Annotated in this window: 15 protein-coding genes; 7 read left to right on the top strand and 8 right to left on the bottom strand. The window is 70.7% G+C overall.

Going from position 1 to position 15,717, the window contains the following annotated elements; genetic code table 11:
* Positions 1 to 255 precede the first annotated feature (255 nt).
* The 3 genes from A3862_RS12920 to A3862_RS12910 all read left to right on the top strand — a co-directional run bounded on the left by A3862_RS12920 (position 256) and on the right by A3862_RS12910 (position 3,351).
* The gene (locus tag A3862_RS12920; protein ID WP_043759060.1) at positions 256 to 2,319 is read left to right on the top strand and encodes an NAD(+) synthase; all 2,064 of its coding nucleotides are present in this window, start codon (positions 256 to 258) and stop codon (positions 2,317 to 2,319) included.
* 116 nt (positions 2,320 to 2,435) lie between these two features.
* Entirely contained in the window at positions 2,436 to 2,666 is a 231-nt protein-coding gene (locus A3862_RS12915; protein ID WP_043351157.1) for a hypothetical protein, read from the top strand.
* A 280-nt stretch (positions 2,667 to 2,946) separates the two neighbouring features.
* On the top strand, positions 2,947 to 3,351 hold the full coding sequence (locus A3862_RS12910; protein WP_043351152.1) for a PilZ domain-containing protein: 405 nt from the start codon (positions 2,947 to 2,949) through the stop codon (positions 3,349 to 3,351).
* A gap of 3 nt (positions 3,352 to 3,354) precedes the next feature.
* Here A3862_RS12910 and A3862_RS12905 read toward each other — a convergent pair whose 3' ends face one another.
* The gene (locus A3862_RS12905; RefSeq protein ID WP_043387800.1) at positions 3,355 to 3,792 is read right to left on the bottom strand and encodes an HIT family protein; all 438 of its coding nucleotides are present in this window, start codon (positions 3,790 to 3,792) and stop codon (positions 3,355 to 3,357) included.
* A 193-nt stretch (positions 3,793 to 3,985) separates the two neighbouring features.
* Here A3862_RS12905 and A3862_RS12900 point away from each other — a divergent pair, with 193 nt between their 5' ends.
* Both A3862_RS12900 and A3862_RS12895 read left to right on the top strand, forming a co-directional pair.
* Positions 3,986 to 4,945: a cation diffusion facilitator family transporter gene (locus tag A3862_RS12900; protein ID WP_043351145.1), complete on the top strand. Its 960-nt coding sequence runs from the start codon at positions 3,986 to 3,988 to the stop codon at positions 4,943 to 4,945.
* A gap of 547 nt (positions 4,946 to 5,492) precedes the next feature.
* Positions 5,493 to 5,753 carry a PepSY domain-containing protein gene (locus A3862_RS12895; protein WP_100794007.1) on the top strand — a complete coding sequence of 87 codons (261 nt, stop codon included), beginning with the start codon at positions 5,493 to 5,495 and terminating at the stop codon, positions 5,751 to 5,753.
* 182 nt (positions 5,754 to 5,935) lie between these two features.
* Here the strand turns inward: A3862_RS12895 and A3862_RS12890 are convergent, their stop codons facing one another.
* The 5 genes from A3862_RS12890 to A3862_RS12870 all read right to left on the bottom strand — a co-directional run bounded on the left by A3862_RS12890 (position 5,936) and on the right by A3862_RS12870 (position 10,536).
* Positions 5,936 to 6,790, bottom strand: a complete 855-nt coding sequence (locus A3862_RS12890) for an SDR family oxidoreductase (RefSeq protein WP_043759062.1) — start codon at positions 6,788 to 6,790, stop codon at positions 5,936 to 5,938.
* Positions 6,791 to 6,800: 10 nt separating this feature from the next.
* Positions 6,801 to 6,980 (bottom strand): DUF1328 domain-containing protein, encoded by a 180-nt coding sequence (locus A3862_RS12885; protein ID WP_043351142.1) that lies wholly within the window; start codon positions 6,978 to 6,980, stop codon positions 6,801 to 6,803.
* Between the two features lie 112 nt (positions 6,981 to 7,092).
* A complete protein-coding gene (locus A3862_RS12880; RefSeq protein WP_053611052.1) occupies positions 7,093 to 8,472 on the bottom strand; it encodes a chloride channel protein in 1,380 nt (459 codons plus the stop codon).
* Positions 8,473 to 8,575: 103 nt separating this feature from the next.
* Positions 8,576 to 8,863 carry a GCG_CRPN prefix-to-repeats domain-containing protein gene (locus A3862_RS12875; RefSeq protein ID WP_043351140.1) on the bottom strand — a complete coding sequence of 96 codons (288 nt, stop codon included), beginning with the start codon at positions 8,861 to 8,863 and terminating at the stop codon, positions 8,576 to 8,578.
* A gap of 284 nt (positions 8,864 to 9,147) precedes the next feature.
* Positions 9,148 to 10,536: a deoxyribodipyrimidine photo-lyase gene (locus A3862_RS12870; RefSeq protein ID WP_043387797.1), complete on the bottom strand. Its 1,389-nt coding sequence runs from the start codon at positions 10,534 to 10,536 to the stop codon at positions 9,148 to 9,150.
* Positions 10,537 to 11,077: 541 nt separating this feature from the next.
* On the opposite strand from A3862_RS12870, the gene A3862_RS12865 reads away from it, so the two are divergent.
* Positions 11,078 to 12,190, top strand: coding sequence for a hypothetical protein (locus A3862_RS12865; RefSeq protein WP_111473630.1), 1,113 nt, complete (start codon positions 11,078 to 11,080; stop codon positions 12,188 to 12,190).
* 114 nt (positions 12,191 to 12,304) lie between these two features.
* Here the strand turns inward: A3862_RS12865 and A3862_RS12860 are convergent, their stop codons facing one another.
* Both A3862_RS12860 and A3862_RS12855 read right to left on the bottom strand, forming a co-directional pair.
* On the bottom strand, positions 12,305 to 13,717 hold the full coding sequence (locus A3862_RS12860; protein WP_043351132.1) for a phosphatase PAP2 family protein: 1,413 nt from the start codon (positions 13,715 to 13,717) through the stop codon (positions 12,305 to 12,307).
* Between the two features lie 138 nt (positions 13,718 to 13,855).
* Entirely contained in the window at positions 13,856 to 14,989 is a 1,134-nt protein-coding gene (locus tag A3862_RS12855; protein ID WP_236952723.1) for a TRAP transporter substrate-binding protein, read from the bottom strand.
* Positions 14,990 to 15,136: 147 nt separating this feature from the next.
* Here A3862_RS12855 and A3862_RS12850 point away from each other — a divergent pair, with 147 nt between their 5' ends.
* On the top strand, positions 15,137 to 15,706 hold the full coding sequence (locus A3862_RS12850) for a tyrosine phosphatase family protein (protein WP_043759068.1): 570 nt from the start codon (positions 15,137 to 15,139) through the stop codon (positions 15,704 to 15,706).
* Positions 15,707 to 15,717 lie beyond the last annotated feature (11 nt).

Below are 15,717 nucleotides of genomic sequence, written 5' to 3'. Positions count from 1 at the left end.
CGTCCCGATGCGCGCATGGGTTCTCAGACGATACTCGAAACAGGGATCCGCCGACGCGCGGCGGCTGTTCCTGAGTTAGGCCATTCGTCGTTAATGGAGGCTTGCCACGGGCCGCGCTGCGGAAACCATGCCGGGAACAGAGCGGTTCGTGCGCCGTGCAGCCAACCCGCCGCGGGCGCCGACCGCGTCCGATCGCCCGTGCCGGGCCGCATGCCATATGATACCCGCAGCCATTCCTCATCCGGACAGGTGCCCGTGTCTCCAGCCACCTCCGAATCGCCGGCGCGCTTCCGCTCCCTCTACCGCCACGGCTTCGCCCGGGTTGCGGCCTGCACAGGCCGGAGCCACCCGGCCGAGCCCGAGCGCAACGCCGACGCGATCCTCGACCTCGCCCGGAGGTGCCACGATTCGGGGGCCGCGCTGGCGGTCTTCACCGAACTCGGCCTCTCAGCGTACGCGATCGAGGACCTGCTGCTCCAGCAGACCCTGCTGGACGCGGTCGAGGCCGCCGCCGCCCGGGTGATCGCCGAATCGGCCAATCTCCGGCCGCTGCTGCTGGTCGGCGCGCCGCTCCGCTGGCGCCACCGCGTCTACAATACCGCGCTCGCCATCCAGGGCGGCCGCCTGCTCGGCGTCGTGCCGAAGACCTTCCTGCCGAACTACCGGGAGTTCTACGAGAAGCGCCACTTCGCCTCCGGCGCAGGGATCACCGGCGAGGCCATCCGGGTCGCCGGCCGCGAGGCGCCGTTCGGCACCGATCTGCTGTTCCCGGCCGAGGACCTGCCGGGCCTCGTGGTCGGGGTGGAGATCTGCGAGGATCTGTGGGTTCCGGAGCCCCCGGGCATGCGCGCGGCCCTCGCCGGCGCCACGGTGCTGGCCAACCTCTCGGGCAGCCCGATCACCGTCGGCCGGGCCGAGTCGCGGGCGCTCCTCTCGCGGGCGGCCGCGATGCGCGGCGCCTGCGCGTATGTCTATGCCGCCGCCGGCCAGGGCGAATCGACCACCGACCTGTCCTGGGACGGCCAGACCAGCATCGACGAGCTGGGCGTGCGGCTGGCCGAGGGCGAGCGCTTCCCCGCGGGCCCGGTGACGACGCTCGCCGACATCGACCTCGACCTGATCGCCCAGGAGCGCCTCCAGGCCGGCAGCTTCGACGACGACGCGCGCCGCCATACCCTGCCCTATCGCCGGGTCCCGTTCCGGCTCGACCCGCCGGAGGCCGATCTCGGGCTGATCCGGCGGATCGAGCGCTTCCCCTTCGTGCCCGCCGATCCGACGCGCCTCGCCCAGGATTGCTACGAGGCCTACAACATCCAGGTCGCCGGCCTCGCCCAGCGCCTGGAGGCCACCGGCACCCGCCGCGCCGTGATCGGCGTCTCGGGCGGCCTCGATTCGACCCACGCGCTCATCGTGATCGCCAAGGCCTTCGACCGCCTCGGCTATCCGCGCTCGGACATCCTGGCCTACACGCTGCCGGGCTTCGCCACCTCGAACGCCACCAAGACCAATGCCCACGCCCTCATGAAGGCCCTGGGCTGCACGGCCGCCGAGATCGACATCCGCCCGGCCGCCCGGCAGATGCTCGCCGACATGAACCACCCCTTCGCCAGGGGCGAGGCGGTCTACGACGTGACCTTCGAGAACGTGCAGGCGGGCCTGCGCACCGATTACCTGTTCCGGCTGGCCAACCAGGCGGGCGGCATCGTGGTCGGCACCGGCGACCTCTCGGAGCTGGCGCTCGGCTGGTGCACCTACGGCGTCGGCGACCAGATGAGCCACTACGCGGTCAATGCCGGCGTGCCGAAGACCCTGATCCAGCACCTGATCCGCTGGGTGATCGGCCACGGCGAGGTCGGGCCGGACGAGGCGCGCACCCTCCAGGCGGTCCTCGACACCGAGATCTCCCCCGAGCTGGTGCCGGTGGACCAGGATGACAGCCCGCAGAGCACGGAGGCCACGATCGGCCCCTATGCGCTGCAGGACTTCAACCTGTTCTACACGCTGCGCTACGGGTTCCGACCCTCGAAGATCGCCTTCCTGGCGCTCCACGCCTGGGGCGACAGGGACAGCGGCTTCTGGGCGCCGGACTTCCCCGAGGCCAAGCGGGTCGCCTACGACCTGCCCGAGATCCGCCGCTGGCTCGGCGTGTTCCTCACCCGCTTTTTCGGCTTCAGCCAGTTCAAGCGCTCGGCGCTCCCCAACGGGCCGAAGGTCTCGGCCGGCGGCTCCCTCTCGCCCCGGGGCGACTGGCGCGCGCCCTCCGACGGGTCGGCGCGCATCTGGATCGCGGAGTTGAACCGAAACGTCCCCGAAACTTGACCGACACAAACTCGACCGATTGTGCCATTATGAGCACGGTCAAGCCGATTCTTCGCAATGCAAAATACCGTATTGGGAAAATTTGGCTTTGAGGGCGGCCAGGCGGAGGACTTCGGATGCGAAGCTACAACCTGTTCCAGCTCAAGAGCGTCGAGGGTCTCTGCTGCGCGGTGCCTGAGGCGAGCACCGTCCCGCCTTTCATCGGCGCCGGCCGCTGGACCTTCGGCGGCAAGCTCTGCGACGGCAGCCGGCAACCCCTCGACTTCGACGACCGAGCCGCCGACACCGCCGTGCGCTTCAACGGATTCTACCTGTTCCAGACGGTGGACCGGCGCTTCATCGCGTGAGCGGGGGCATCGGGAAGGACTGAGCGCGCCCATGCGGCGCGCGGGCCGAGCCGCCGGCCGGCGTTCCGCAACGCAGCACGAAGAACGCCGTCCGCCCGGCGGCGCCAGCCGCGCCGGCTTGAAACCGGATCACCCCGCGCACCGAGCCGGGACCCGGCGATGGGACCCCCGTCGGCAGGGATCCCGCCGCGCGGCGGGCCCCGACTCTGCGATCGCAACGAAGATTCCTTAAGGGCTGGCGTGCAGGACTGGCGGCATCGTCAGCTTCGGAGCCGGCCGCATGTCGGAGCATCGCAGAGAGGCGCGCCAGAGGGTCTTCCTCAAGGGTCGCATCGTCTTCAACAACGGCTCGTCGAGCTTCGATTGCCTCGTGCGCGACATGTCCTCCGCCGGTGCGCGGCTCGTCATGAGCGACGCCACCACGCTCCCGGAGGCGTTCGATCTCTACATTCCGCAGAAGGATCGGACCTACCGGGCCATCCTGCGCTGGCGCCGGGAGGACGGCATCGGCGTGACCTTCGAGCAGCCGGCCAGCGCCGCGCCCGCGGCGCCCGTTGCGGCCGCGACGGACGCCTCCGTGACCCTGCTGCTGAAGCGCGTCAGCGAACTCGAGACCGAGAACGCCGCCCTGCGCCGCCTGCTCGCCAGCATGGCCCAGTCGGCCGATCCGGCGAGCGCGGCCTGATCCTCAGCCCTGCCCCTCCAAGGCCGCGCGGATGCGTGCGGCATGCTCGGCCAGAACCGCGTTGTCGGCCATCCCGCCCTCGTGGCGCTTGAGCGGCACGCCCTCACGCCGCGGGATGATGTGGACGTGCAGGTGGAAGACGGTCTGGCCGCCGGCCGGCTCGTTGAACTGGAAGAGGGTCAGCCCCTCGGCCTGGAACGCCGCCTTCACGGCGCGGGCGACCTTCTGGACGCGCGCCATCAGGACGCCGAGCGACTCCGGATCGGCATCGAGCAGGCCCCGGGCCGGCGCCTTCGGGATCACCAGGGTGTGGCCTTCCCCCTGGGGCATCACGTCCATGAAGGCCAGCGTATGGTCGTCCTCGTAGACGCGGTGGCAGGGGATCTCGCCCCGCAGGATCTTGGCGAAGATGTTGTCGGGATCGTAGGGGGCGTCGGCCATGCTGCCTCCGGGTCTCCGTGAGCGGTCGTCGAGCGGTTGCAGGTTGCACGGGCCACCCACCCGCGTCCACACGGGAACAAGCGGCCTGCCGCAACGCTTGCCTCGCCGCGGCCGCAGCGCCGTGCCGGGCTCCGTCGGTCCGGCTTCCAACGAGGCGCGCAGGTCGGCACGCGGCGCGCGCAAGGAGTTCCGGATGGCGCACGAGAGCACGGGGGCGATCTACGCGGCCGCGGGGGCCAATCTCGCCATCGCGGCGGCGAAGTTCGTGGGCGGTGCGCTGACCGGCTCGACGGCGATGCTCGCCGAGGGCGTGCACTCGGTGGTCGACACGGCCAATCAGGTGCTGCTGCTCGTCGGCATGAAGCGGGCCGGGCGCCCGGCCGATGCCCGCCACCCGTTCGGCTACGGGCGCGAGATCTACTTCTACGCCTTCGTGGTGGCGCTGATGATCTTCCTCGGCGGCGGCCTCTTCGCGATCTACGAGGGGATCGAGCGGATCCGCCATCCCGAGCCGGACGTCGATGCCGAGCTGTTCGGCTATCGGCTGCCGGGCCTCTGGGTGAATGTCGGGATCCTCGGCTTCGCCATCGCGGCGGAGGGCACCTCCTTCTTCGTGGCGATGCGCCAGTTCTGGGCCGAGAAGGGCCAGCATTCGGCCGTGCGGGCGATCCGGCGCAGCAAGGATCCGACCCTGTTCACGGTGCTCGCCGAGGACACCGCCGCCCTGATCGGCCTCGTCATCGCGCTCGCGGGCGTGGCCCTGTCGCATATCCTGGAGATGCCAAGCCTCGATGGCTGGGCATCGGTGGGCATCGGCCTCGTGCTCGTCGGCATGGCGGTGTTCCTCATGGTCGAGACCCACGGCCTTCTGATCGGCGAGGCGGCCGATCCCGAGATCGTCGCGGCGATCACGGAGCTGGCCCGGGCCGAGCCGGGCGTGCTCCACATCAACGAGGTGCTGACCCAGCACCTCGGCCCCTCCGACATCCTGGTCAATCTCAGCATCGACATGGCCGACGACCTCAGCGCCGGGGATGTCGAGAGCCTCGTCACCCGTCTCGACCGAGCGCTGAAGGCGCGCAGCCCCGACGTGACCCGGGTGTTCATCGAGATCCAGCACCACGGCGACCACACGGTGCGGCGGGCGGCCTGAACGGGACTCGCTGGGCCCCCGGCCCGCAGGTCTCGCATCTGAAGCGGCGAAGCCGGATCGCGGCGTCGATCCCGCGTCCTCACGCGGGGACGCATCAGACGGCGGCCGGTCGAGCATCCGGGCGAGGAGGGTCGGCCCCTCGCCGGGACGGCCATGAGAACGTGCGGTGCCCCCGATCTCGTGGCGGAGATCGCCGCGCTTGCGACCACCCACGTCATCGCCCGCGGGGCGCTGCGTCCCTTGTGCCCTCTCGGGCGAGGGTCAGGGTCGCCCGGCTCGTCCCGATGACGGCCTGTTCCACGCCTGCACGGCTGCCCCCTTCGAAGGACGCGGCGTCTGCGAGACAGGCCTGAGTTCGGCCATCTCCTGCATCGCGACGAGAGCGGCGTCGCGACATTGGCTCAGTCTTTCGGAACGGCAATTCTATCGTTCGGCCGTCCGCCAGGGCCGGTGACTGAAGCGGCCGGCAGAAAATGACGATGCGATACCCCCCGGATGACTGGGGCGCCCTAGATCATTCTCTGCGTGACCTCATGAGATACAGACAATGATCAAGCGAACGATACTCGCACTCGTCCTTGCCCTCGGCGCAAGCGCGCCCGTCACCGCCATGGCCGATCAGCCGGGGCCGGACTGGATGCCGGTGGAACAGGTCAAAGCCAAGCTTCTATCGTCGGGCTACACGTCGATCACGAAAATCGAGGCCGACGATGGGCATTGGGACGGCGAAGGGATCAAAAACGGACAGAAAATGAAGTTCGAGCTAGATCCCAAGACGGGGGAAATCCTCGGCGAGGCCCCCCATTAGGGAGGCCGAGGGCGGACCATGCGTTGCGGGTGTGCCGCCGGATCGTCGGTCGTTCGTGCTTCGACCTGACGTGTTTTCGGCTTGCCGGGCTCAACGCCGATGAAGGTCACGTCTGAAGGTCTCGTCCGCCTCCACGAGACCATTGCTGCCAGCCGGCGCGTCCATCGGGACGGGCGCGCCGTTCAGTCGCTCCGGCCGACCTGCTGGAGGCTGAGAGCCCAGAGCCGTTCCTGCACCGCCTCGTCGCGGCTCTCGGCCGAGGAGACCTTCGGCTGCCCGTGCGAGAAGTAGCGGCCGCTGACGCCGTCGAGGTCAGGGGCGCTGGCCACGCGGAGGGAGGTCCGTGCGCCCTTCTCGGGCGTGATCAGGAACGGCCGCATCAGGGCCCAGGCCGCGCCGAACAGGCCGCCGGTGTTCTTGGCGAAGCCGGTATTGACCACCCCCGGATGGAGGGCGTTCACCGTGATGCCGCTGTCGCGCAGCCGGCGGGCCAGGGCATAGGTGAACAGCACGTTGCCGAGCTTGGCCTGGGCATACGCCCCCATCGCCCGGTAGCGCCGGGCGCCCTCGATGTCGTCGAAGTCGATATGCCCCCGGTAATGGGCCGCCGAGGCGACGTTGACGATCCGCGGCCTTCCGCCGGCCGCCGCCGCTTGCCTCAGGGGATCGAGGAGTTCGAGGGTCAGGAGCACGTAGCCCAGATGGTCGAGCGCCCAGGTGCGCTCGATGCCGTCGGCGGTCAGCGTGCGCCGGTCGAAGATCGCGCCGGCATTGTTCACCAGCACGTCGAGGCGCGGATAGGCCACCCGCAGAGTCTCGGCGAGCCGGCGGATCTCGGCCTGCGCGGACAGGTCCGCGCAGTGCGGCTCCACGGCGGCACCGGGCACCGCGGCGCGCATCCGATCGGCGCAGGCCTGCAGCTTCCCGGCGTCCCGGCCGACGATCGCGACCCGCGCGCCGAGGCGCGCGAGCCCGAGGGCCGTCTCGTAGCCGATGCCGCCGGTCGCCCCGGTGACGAGGCAGACCGTGCCGCGCACAGCGCCGGCCTCAGAAGACCGCCTGACCGACCGCGAAGGCGATGACCACGATCACGATGGCGATGACCAGGAACAGCCCGAACAGGATGCGGGCCAGCGAGCCGGCTCCCGAGGCGATGCCGGTGAAGCCGAGACCGCCGGCGATCAGCGAGATCACGAAGCAGATGAGGGCCCATTTCAGAAGGGTCATGACGTCACTCCGGCTGCGGCCCGGCGCGGGGCCTGTCGCTCCTGCCTCAACCGACGCCAAGCGAGACCGTTCCGCGGATTCCGGCCCGCGCCGCTTATAGTCTTACGTGAGGTCAACCGGTCTTCGCCACGGGCTGCGCCGGCACGTCGGCGCGCTCCAGCATGATCTCCGCCAGGGTGTGGTAGAGCCCGCCCCGGCAGACCGCCTTGGAGGCGGCGTCGGCCAGGAGGGCCGCGACCATCAGCGGGATCACCATCGCGTGGTTCTGGGTCATCTCGGTGACGATGACGAAGCTGGTGATCGGCGCCTGCAGCACGCCGGTCAGGTAGGCCACCATCCCGATCAGCACCACGGCGCCCACGGGCATGTCCGGCAGGAGGCCGTGGACCGTGCCGCCGAGGCCGGCGCCGACCGCCAGGGACGGCGCGAACAGGCCGCCGGGGATGCCGCTGATCGAGCTCAGCACGGTGGCGCCGAATTTCAGGGGCGCGTAGGTCCAGCCGGCCGCCGCATCCCCGTGGAGGATGGCCCGGGCCTCCTCGTAGCCGGTCCCGTAGGCCGCGCCCCCGGAGGCGAGGCCGCAGAGGGCGACGCACAGCCCGCAGCCCGCGGCGAACACGACGGGCCGCCGCCGGATCAGCCGCCCGGCCGCCCCGGGCAGGCCGCGGGCGAACAGGATCACGACGCGGCTGAACAGCCCGCCCGCGAGGCCGCCGACCACGGCGACGAGCGGCACGATCCAGGCCGCCGCCAGCGGCAGGGCGGCATCGGTCGTCCCGAAATAGGTGTAATTGCCCAGAAGCCCGAGGGAGGTCAGGCCCGCCGCGACGATCCCGGCGACGATCAGGCCCGAGGAGCGCGCCTCGTAGGCGCGGCCCAGTTCCTCGATGCCGAACACGATGCCGGCCAGCGGCGTGTTGAAGGCCGCCGCGACGCCGGCCGCGCCGCCCGCGAGCAGCAGCCCGGGCAGGCGCTCGGGCGTCAGGCGCCCGAAGGCCGCCATGATCGCCGCGCCCACCTGCACGGTGGGCCCCTCGCGGCCCGCCGAGGCGCCGCAGAGCAGGCCCAGGAACAGGACCAGCACCTTGCCCACCGCCACCCGCGGCGAGATCAGGGAGAAGCGGAAGCGCGCGTCCCGGGCATGCCGGGCGGCGATCACCTGCGGGATGCCCGACCCTTGCGAATTCGGGAAGACCGTGCGGGCCAGGAGCGCCGCGAGGGCGAAGCCCGCCGGCGTCAGCACCAGGGCGATCAGCGGCGAGGGCGCGGTGAGGCGCCGGAACCCGTCCTGCGCGAGGTCGGCGCCCTTGGCCATCAGCACGGCGGCGAGGCCCACGCCGATGCCGCCGACCAGGAAGAGCAGGCGCCCGCGCCAGAGGGGAAAGGCCTCCATCGAGGCCGACCGCAGGCGCATGATCGAGCGGCGGTAGCGCGAGCGTTGCGGCGGCGGGGCATCCCTGGTGTCCCCAACGTCGTCCCGCATCTCGACCATGAAAGAGCACCTCGTCCGCGCAGCCGGAGCGGACGCTATAGCGCAACGGTCGAGGAAAGACCCGTTTCAAGGGAGGCCGGCACGCGCGTGCCGGCCCCACCGCTCACCAGCGGTAATGCCACGCGGCCCGGCGCCAGCCCCCATGATGGTGCCAGCCCCAGGGGCGGTGCCAGCCGACCCGGCGCCAAGCCCAGGGACGGTGCCAGCCGTAGACCACCGGCCGGGCGTAGTAGACCGGGCGGTAGGCGTAGGGACGCCAGTTCGGCTTGCACCAGCCGGACCAGCCCCGGTGGAAGCCCGGGCCGCAGCCCTGGGCGGCGTCCGCCGTGCCGACCGTGGCGGTCAAGGTTCCGAGCGCGAGGAGTGCTGCGCCTGCAAGCTTCATTCGCATCGTCGTCCTCCTTTCAGTCGCAAGCTATAGCGATGATCCGGTCTCGGTCGGACCGAGATGTCACCGGATGATGTCCGGCCGTTTGCGAGGAGCCGGAAGTGCGCTCGAAACACCCGGAGCCGGGACAGCGTTTCTTCACAAACCTGTGTGCTGCTGAGACCCGGGATCCGGCCGAAGAAAGCGTTGCAATACGGTGGGGGACCGCACGGACCGGGCGCGCCGTCGCGCGATGATTGCGACGATGCTCCTGCGCCCGGAAAACGCCGGACGGGCGGCGCGCCCCCTCACCCCTCGGCCGCGCAGAGCGTCTCCACGGCCCGCACATAGGCCTTGGCGTCGAACTTCTTGAGCGAGTTCTCGCTCTGATACCGCACGGTGCCGAAGATCTTGCGCTTCTGCCAGGGCCGGTCGTGCAGGCCGTACACCCAGGCGACGTTGGTGAAGGAGTTCGGATCGCGCCCGTCGAGGAAGTAGCGGTTGTTCAGCCGCAGCGTCCGGGCGAAGCCTTCCTTCGGCGACGGGGACCATTCGAGGATCTTCTTGCCCCAGTACATCCGCAGCTGATTGTGCATGTAGCCTGTCTCGCGCATCTCGCGCATCGCGGCGTTCCAGTAGCGGTCGTGGGTCTCGCCGGCGGCGAGCTGCTTCTCCGAGTAGGCGTGCGGGCGCGCGTCCGTCGCGTGCTCGGCCAGGGTCTTGCGCGCCCAGTCCGGGACGGCCTTGTCGTAGTCGTCGTAGCCCTCCGTGTAGAAGACGTGGTTCATGGCGAGCTCACGCCGGACGATCAGCTCCTCCAGATAGGCACCGCGGTCGTCGGAATCGCCGATCCCGGCCTCCCGGACCGCCAGGGCGATCTCGACCGGCGAGATCTGCCCGAAATGCAGGTACGGGCTCATGTGCGAGGCGGCCGCCGCCTCCGGCCTGTTGCGCCCCGCGCCGTAGCCGGCAAACCCATCCTTCAGGAACGCCTTCAGGCGCTTGCGGGCCTGCGTCTCGCCGCCGGTGAACCGCTTCACCGGCCCGACCGCCCGGTCGAGGCTCATCCCGGCGAGTACCGCCTCCGGATCGGAGACGTCGACCGCGCTCTTCAGCTTCAGGCGATCGGCCTTGTGCTTCACCGTGCGGGGCTTCAGCGCCGCGATGAACGGGTCCCACAGCCGGTTCAGCTTCGGCCGCAGCGTCCGGGCGGCGTATTCGTGCTTTCCCGAGGCCGTCTCGACCGGCACGACGACGTCGCCCTCGACCTGGACGATCCGCGTCGTCACCGCCTCGGCGATCTCCCGGTACCAGCCCTTCTGGATGGCGAGATAGCCGCGGTCGAGGACGAGGAGCGCCGCGTCCGCGGCGAGGTCGATGGCGATTTGCGCGGGCGAGACCTTGCGCATGACGAAGCCGATCCCGCGCTTCTCCAGGCCCGCCTTCGCATCCGCGAGACCCTGCAGCAGGAAGGCGTAGTGCCGGGCATTGGCTTCGGGAAAGCCGCTGGCGCCGTCGAGCAGGCCGAAGCAGGCGACCACCGGCAGGCCGAGGCGGTTCGCCTCCTCGATGGCGAGTTCGAGGGCCGGGTTGAACGTCGCCCGGTTGGCCTGCTGCAACAGGTACAGGACGTAGGCGCCGTCTCCGCGGGGCTCGACATCGTTGAGGATCCGGATCCGCTCACCCTGGATCGCCATGCTGACCTGCCCCTTGCTTAGCGCGCCGCGCCGGAAACTTGGCTGGAGAAGGTAGAGCGTTCGGGCAATTCGTCCGTCCGGACGGCGCGGATGAAAAGCCGCAGTCGAACCCTCGGGCCGGGCCCGGGTTCGATCCTGCAAAATCGCGATTCATCAGCGGCTTGCGCAATGATCGATCGGATTCCGTGGACACAAAGCAGGTTTCGATCGGGCCGACCGATCTGCGACATTTTCAACACAGGCCTGCGGCGATGCGTGCGCGGGCACACAAAGGACAGCCCTGCTGTCCTGAATGCCCTTGAATTTTCCGTCCAGGGGCGCAGATTGTGCAGCGCGGGAAGGCGATGGCGTCGCCCTCTCGCAGCCCTTCTTGGGCGTTTCCTCCCTAGACTTCGGGCCGCTCCTTCGGGAGTGGCCTTTTTTCTGTCCGGATGGTGGTCGGGCAGCCTCTGTCACCGAAGCGCGTGCGTCCCGCTGGATCCCGCCGGACCCGGCCGCCAGACTGGCGGTGAGCGCCGGGACAGGCGCCGGAGGACACGCCATGAGAATCGTCACCGCCCTGCCGGCGCTCGCCTGCCTGCTCGCCCTCGCGGGCCCTGCGACCGCGGAGCCGCCGCGGTTCCAGGTCGACCCGTCCTGGCCGAAGCCGCTGCCGAACGACTGGATCATGGGTCAGGCGGCCGGCGTCGCCGTCGACGCCCAGGATCATGTCTGGGTGGTCCAGCGGCCGCGGACGCTCACCGACGACGAGAAGGCGGCCAGCCTCGATCCGCCGCGCACGAAATGCTGCAGGCCCGCCCCGCCGGTTCTGGAATTCGCCCAGGACGGGACGCTGCTGCGGAGCTGGGGCGGCCCCGGGACCGGCTACGACTGGCCGTCCAACGAGCACGGGATCCAGATCGACGGCCAGGGCTTCGTCTGGATCGCCGGCAACGGCGAGCAGGACGGCCAGCTCCTGAAATTCACCCCCGAGGGCAAGTTCGTCCTGCAGATCGGCAAGTCCGGTCCGCAGACCGACAGCCAGGACACGACCCGCCTGGGCAAGCCCGCCAACGTCGATTTCGACATGGCGGCCAACGAGGTCTACGTCGCGGACGGCTACTTCAATCACCGCATCATCGTCTTCGACCGGGACACGGGCGCGTTCAAGCGGATGTGGGGCGCCTACGGCAAGCCGCCGACCGACGACAAGCTCGGCCCCTACGATCCGGCGGCGGCCCCGTCCCGGCAATTCGCCAACCCGGTCCATTGCGTGCGGATCGCCCGGGACGGGCTGGTCTATGTCTGCGACCGGACCAACGACCGCATCCAGGTCTTCAAAAAGGACGGGACCTTCGTGAAGGAGATCCTCGTCGAGAAGAACACCCGGGCCAACGGCTCGGTCTGGGAACTGGCCCTCTGGCCGGACGCTGACGAGACCTACCTGCTCAATGCCGACGGGGCCAACAACGAGGTGCGCACGCTCGCGCGGGATACGGGTGAGGTGGTCGGCGCCTTCGGCCGGAACGGGCGCATGGCAGGCCAGTTCCACTGGGTCCACAACCTCGCGGTCGACTCGCAGGGCAACGTGTTCACCACCGAGGTCGACACGGGCAAGCGGGCGCAGAAGTTCCTGGCCCTGGGACAGTTCGTTCTGCGCAAGCGGACGCCATAAGCGGCGGCGCCGGGATCCGCGGCGGCGCCCTCGGCCCTGTCCCGACGGCGCCGGCCGCGCCGGCGTGCCGTCGTTCCGGCCCGGGTGGAGGGAGCGGGCGCAACCGCCGGCCTCTCAGCGCGTCGCGCTGGTACCCGCCCGTTGCGCCGCCAGCGCGGCGGCCTTGCCGGCCGCCGTATAGAGGTCGAGGCGGGCGTAGACGCCGAATTCCGAGCCGTCGTCGAGGAAGCCGCCGCCCGGTCCCTGCGTCTCGGTGAGGATGGCGTTGGCCTCGTCCAGCGTCAGCGCCGGGAAGGCCGCGGTAAGCAGGTGCCCGGCCTCCGGGGCGATCTTGGCGACATCCTCCTGCCGGCCGGCGGTCTCCGGGTGCACCACCGGCAGGCCGTAGGTCTGGGTCGCCGCGTAGAAGGCCGCGTTGGCGGCCGGGTCCTTGAACCGGCCCGTATCCTTTGCGGCACAGGCCGCCACCGTATCGCCGCAGCCGGCCTTCAGCGCCTCGGCCATCGCCGCGCGGGCCTCGGCCAGGAGCGCCCGGTAATCGGTCACGCCCACCGTCCTGTCGGCCTCGGCGGTCGCCTGATCGAGGACGGCCGGATTCTTCCGGATCTGGCCGACATAGACCGGATCGTTGGCGAGCAGATGGGCCAGGGCGTGCAGCGAGGTCGCCCGGCCGCCCAGCACGTCCATGGCGTAATGCGCCCCGACGATGATCCGGTCGTTGCCGTACTCGGCGGCGCGGGCGACCATCTGCTGGTAGCGCTCGGGGACGAGGAGCGCGAGCACCATGGACTCGGTGTAGCCGTAGGTGGTGTGGCCGCTCGGATAGGACGGGCTGTTGACGAGATCCTGCGCGGGGCCGCGCAACCAGTCGAGGCTGTGGGACGGAGCGCCGAAGTAATCCTGGCCGCGATAGGCCCGCAGGCGCGGCAGGGTCTGGAACGGGCGCGAATTGCCGTAGCGGTCGGCGCCGGGGCTGCCGGCGGGCCGGTCATAGGCCTTGCCGAACACGTCGGTCACGGCGCCGTCCGCCAGGATCGCGGCAGCCGCGTCGGTGACCGGGGTCTTGCCGTTGGTGGTGGCGTTGGCGAAGAAGTATTTGCCGGAATTCGAATCCGACTTGGTGACGTTGTTGGTGTAGCCGATCAGGTTGGCCACCGCCGGCGCGATGCTCGTGAAGGTCTTGTAGTCGCTGTAGGTCGCCTTGGCCTGGTAGGCCTGCGCGAGGGTCGTGCCCAGACCGTCCGCGAGGCCGGCGGCGTTGCCGTCGGTGATGAAGCAGTCCCGCAGGGCGAGCTGCTGCTGCTCCGGGAACGGCAGGAGCGTCGGCTGCTTGAGGTCGCCGGTCTGGATGTCGCCGGTGACCTGCAGGTTCGCGTCGAGCGCCGCCTTGCCCGCGGGCGAGGCCTGCAACCGCGCCACCGGGACCAGCCCGCGCAGGGCCGTCAGGTTGGCGGCCGATTGTGCGACGGCCTGAAGGGGCAAGGCCGCCCCGAGCAGCGCCAATCCGACCCGCAGCGTCCCGAACATGCAGCCGTCTCCCTCGCCGAAGCCGTGCCGGACGCTAGAGCCGGCCGCCCTCGCGTTGCAATCGCGCGCGGCCCCGGCATCCCCATCTTTGACGGGGCCCCCGAGGCCGGAGCCGGATCCCCTGCGGCGGCGCGCGCTTCAGCCCCGCGCCCGGGCGCGGATCATGAAGTTGTCGTAGGTGTATTCCGCCACCTGGAACCAGAGGTACTCCTCGTTGCGGAAGGTGCGCATCGCCTCGTAGACGCGACGGAAATCGGCGTTCTTGGCGGCGATCTCGGCGTAGACGTCGTTGGCGTTCTTCAGGGCGGCTTCCATGACGTCCTGGGGGAAGGGCCTCAGCTGCGCGCCCCCGGCCACCAGCCGGCGCAGGGCCTGCGGGTTGCGGGCGTCGTACTTGGCCTGCACGTCGGCGCCGACCTCGGCGGCGGCGGCCCGGAGGATCGCCTGGTAGGATTTCGGCAGCGCCTTCCACGCCTCGGCGTTGAACCAGAAGTGCAGCATGGCGCCGCCCTCCCAGAAGCCGGGATAGTGGTAGATCGGCGCGACCTTCTGCAGGCCGAGCCGCTCGTCGTCGTAGGGGCCGATCCACTCGGCGGCGTCGAGCTTCTTGCTCTCCAGCGCCGCGTAGATCTCGGGTCCCGGCACCGCCTGCGGCTGGACGCCGAACTTGGTCAGCACCTGGCCGCCCATGCCGCTGATCCGGAACTTGAGGCCCTGGAGGTCCGCGAGACTCTTGATCTCCCGGCGGAACCAGCCGCCCATCTGCGCGCCGGTATTGCCGCCCGGCAGGCAGACCAGCCCGGCCTTGGCGAAGATCTCGCCGAACAGCTCGGCCGCGCCCCCGGCCAGCCACCACGCGGCGGCGCCCCGGGCGTTCAGGCCGAACGGCACCGCGGTGGCCAGCGCGAAGGTCGGATCCTTGGCCATGCCGAGGGTCGCGGGCCCATGGCCCATCTCGACGGTGCCGGCGGCCACGGCGTCGAGCAGCCCGTCGGCCGGCACCGGCTCGCCGGGGCCCTGAACCTGGATCTGGAAGCGCCCGTCGGTGGCCTCGGCGACGATCCGGCTGAGCGCCTCGGGGGCGCCGTACAGGATGTCGAGCGTCTTGGCGTAGGCGGAGGACAGGCGCCAGCGCAATTCCGGGGCACTCTGGGCCCGGGCCGGGGCGGCGAGCGGCCCGGTGAGCGCCGCGGCCGCGCCGAGGCCGGCGGTCAGCACGCTCCGGCGCCGGGTCCCGGCCGAGGGGGATCGCGCGAGGTGAGGTTCGTCCAACGGCATCTCGTCCGAGCAGATCCGGTCCGACCGGGGCCGGATCGGAGGTCGCAGGTAGCACGTCCGTGCCGGTACTCGAAAGCCGCGGGCGCCGGGGCGGTTCCGTCGCGCCTCGAAACCGGCCTCCGCCCGTGCTAGGCGCCGGGGATGCGAACCGAGCCCGCCGTCACCCTGCACACCGTCTGCGGCCTGGAGGAGCTGGCCGGCCACGGCGCCCGCGGCGTCAGCCACGTCCTGTCGCTGCTCGATCCCGGAACGCCGGAGCCCGAGGCCTTCACCGCCTACGGCGCCCATGCCCGCACGACCCTCCGGTTCCACGATTGCCTCGCCCCGGGCGAAGGCCTGACCCCGCCGGAGCCCGAGCATGTCGGGGCGATCCTCGATTTCGGGCGGCACCTCGACGGCGCCGGCCATCTCCTGGTCCATTGCCATTACGGCCTGTCGCGCTCCACCGCGGCGCTGCTGATGTTGTTCGCGCAGGCCGAGCCCGCCACCCCCGCCGCCGCTCTGGTCGAGCGTCTCCACGCCCTGCGCGAGCCCGCTTGGCCGAATGCGCGCATGATCAGCTTCGCCGACACGATGCTGAATCGGGAGGGACAGCTCAGCGCGGCGGTGCGGCGGCTGCACGCTCTGCAACTGCAGGTCCGCCCGCATCTCGCCGAGCTGCTGCGCGGTCTCGGCCGCGGCGCCGAGGTCGAGGCCGCGCAGGCGCTGTGAGCGGCGGGGCG

Origin of the sequence: Methylobacterium sp. XJLW (assembly GCF_003254375.1) — a bacterium.
Taxonomy (GTDB): domain Bacteria; phylum Pseudomonadota; class Alphaproteobacteria; order Rhizobiales; family Beijerinckiaceae; genus Methylobacterium; species Methylobacterium fujisawaense.
This window is presented reverse-complemented; position numbering and strand designations above follow the sequence as displayed.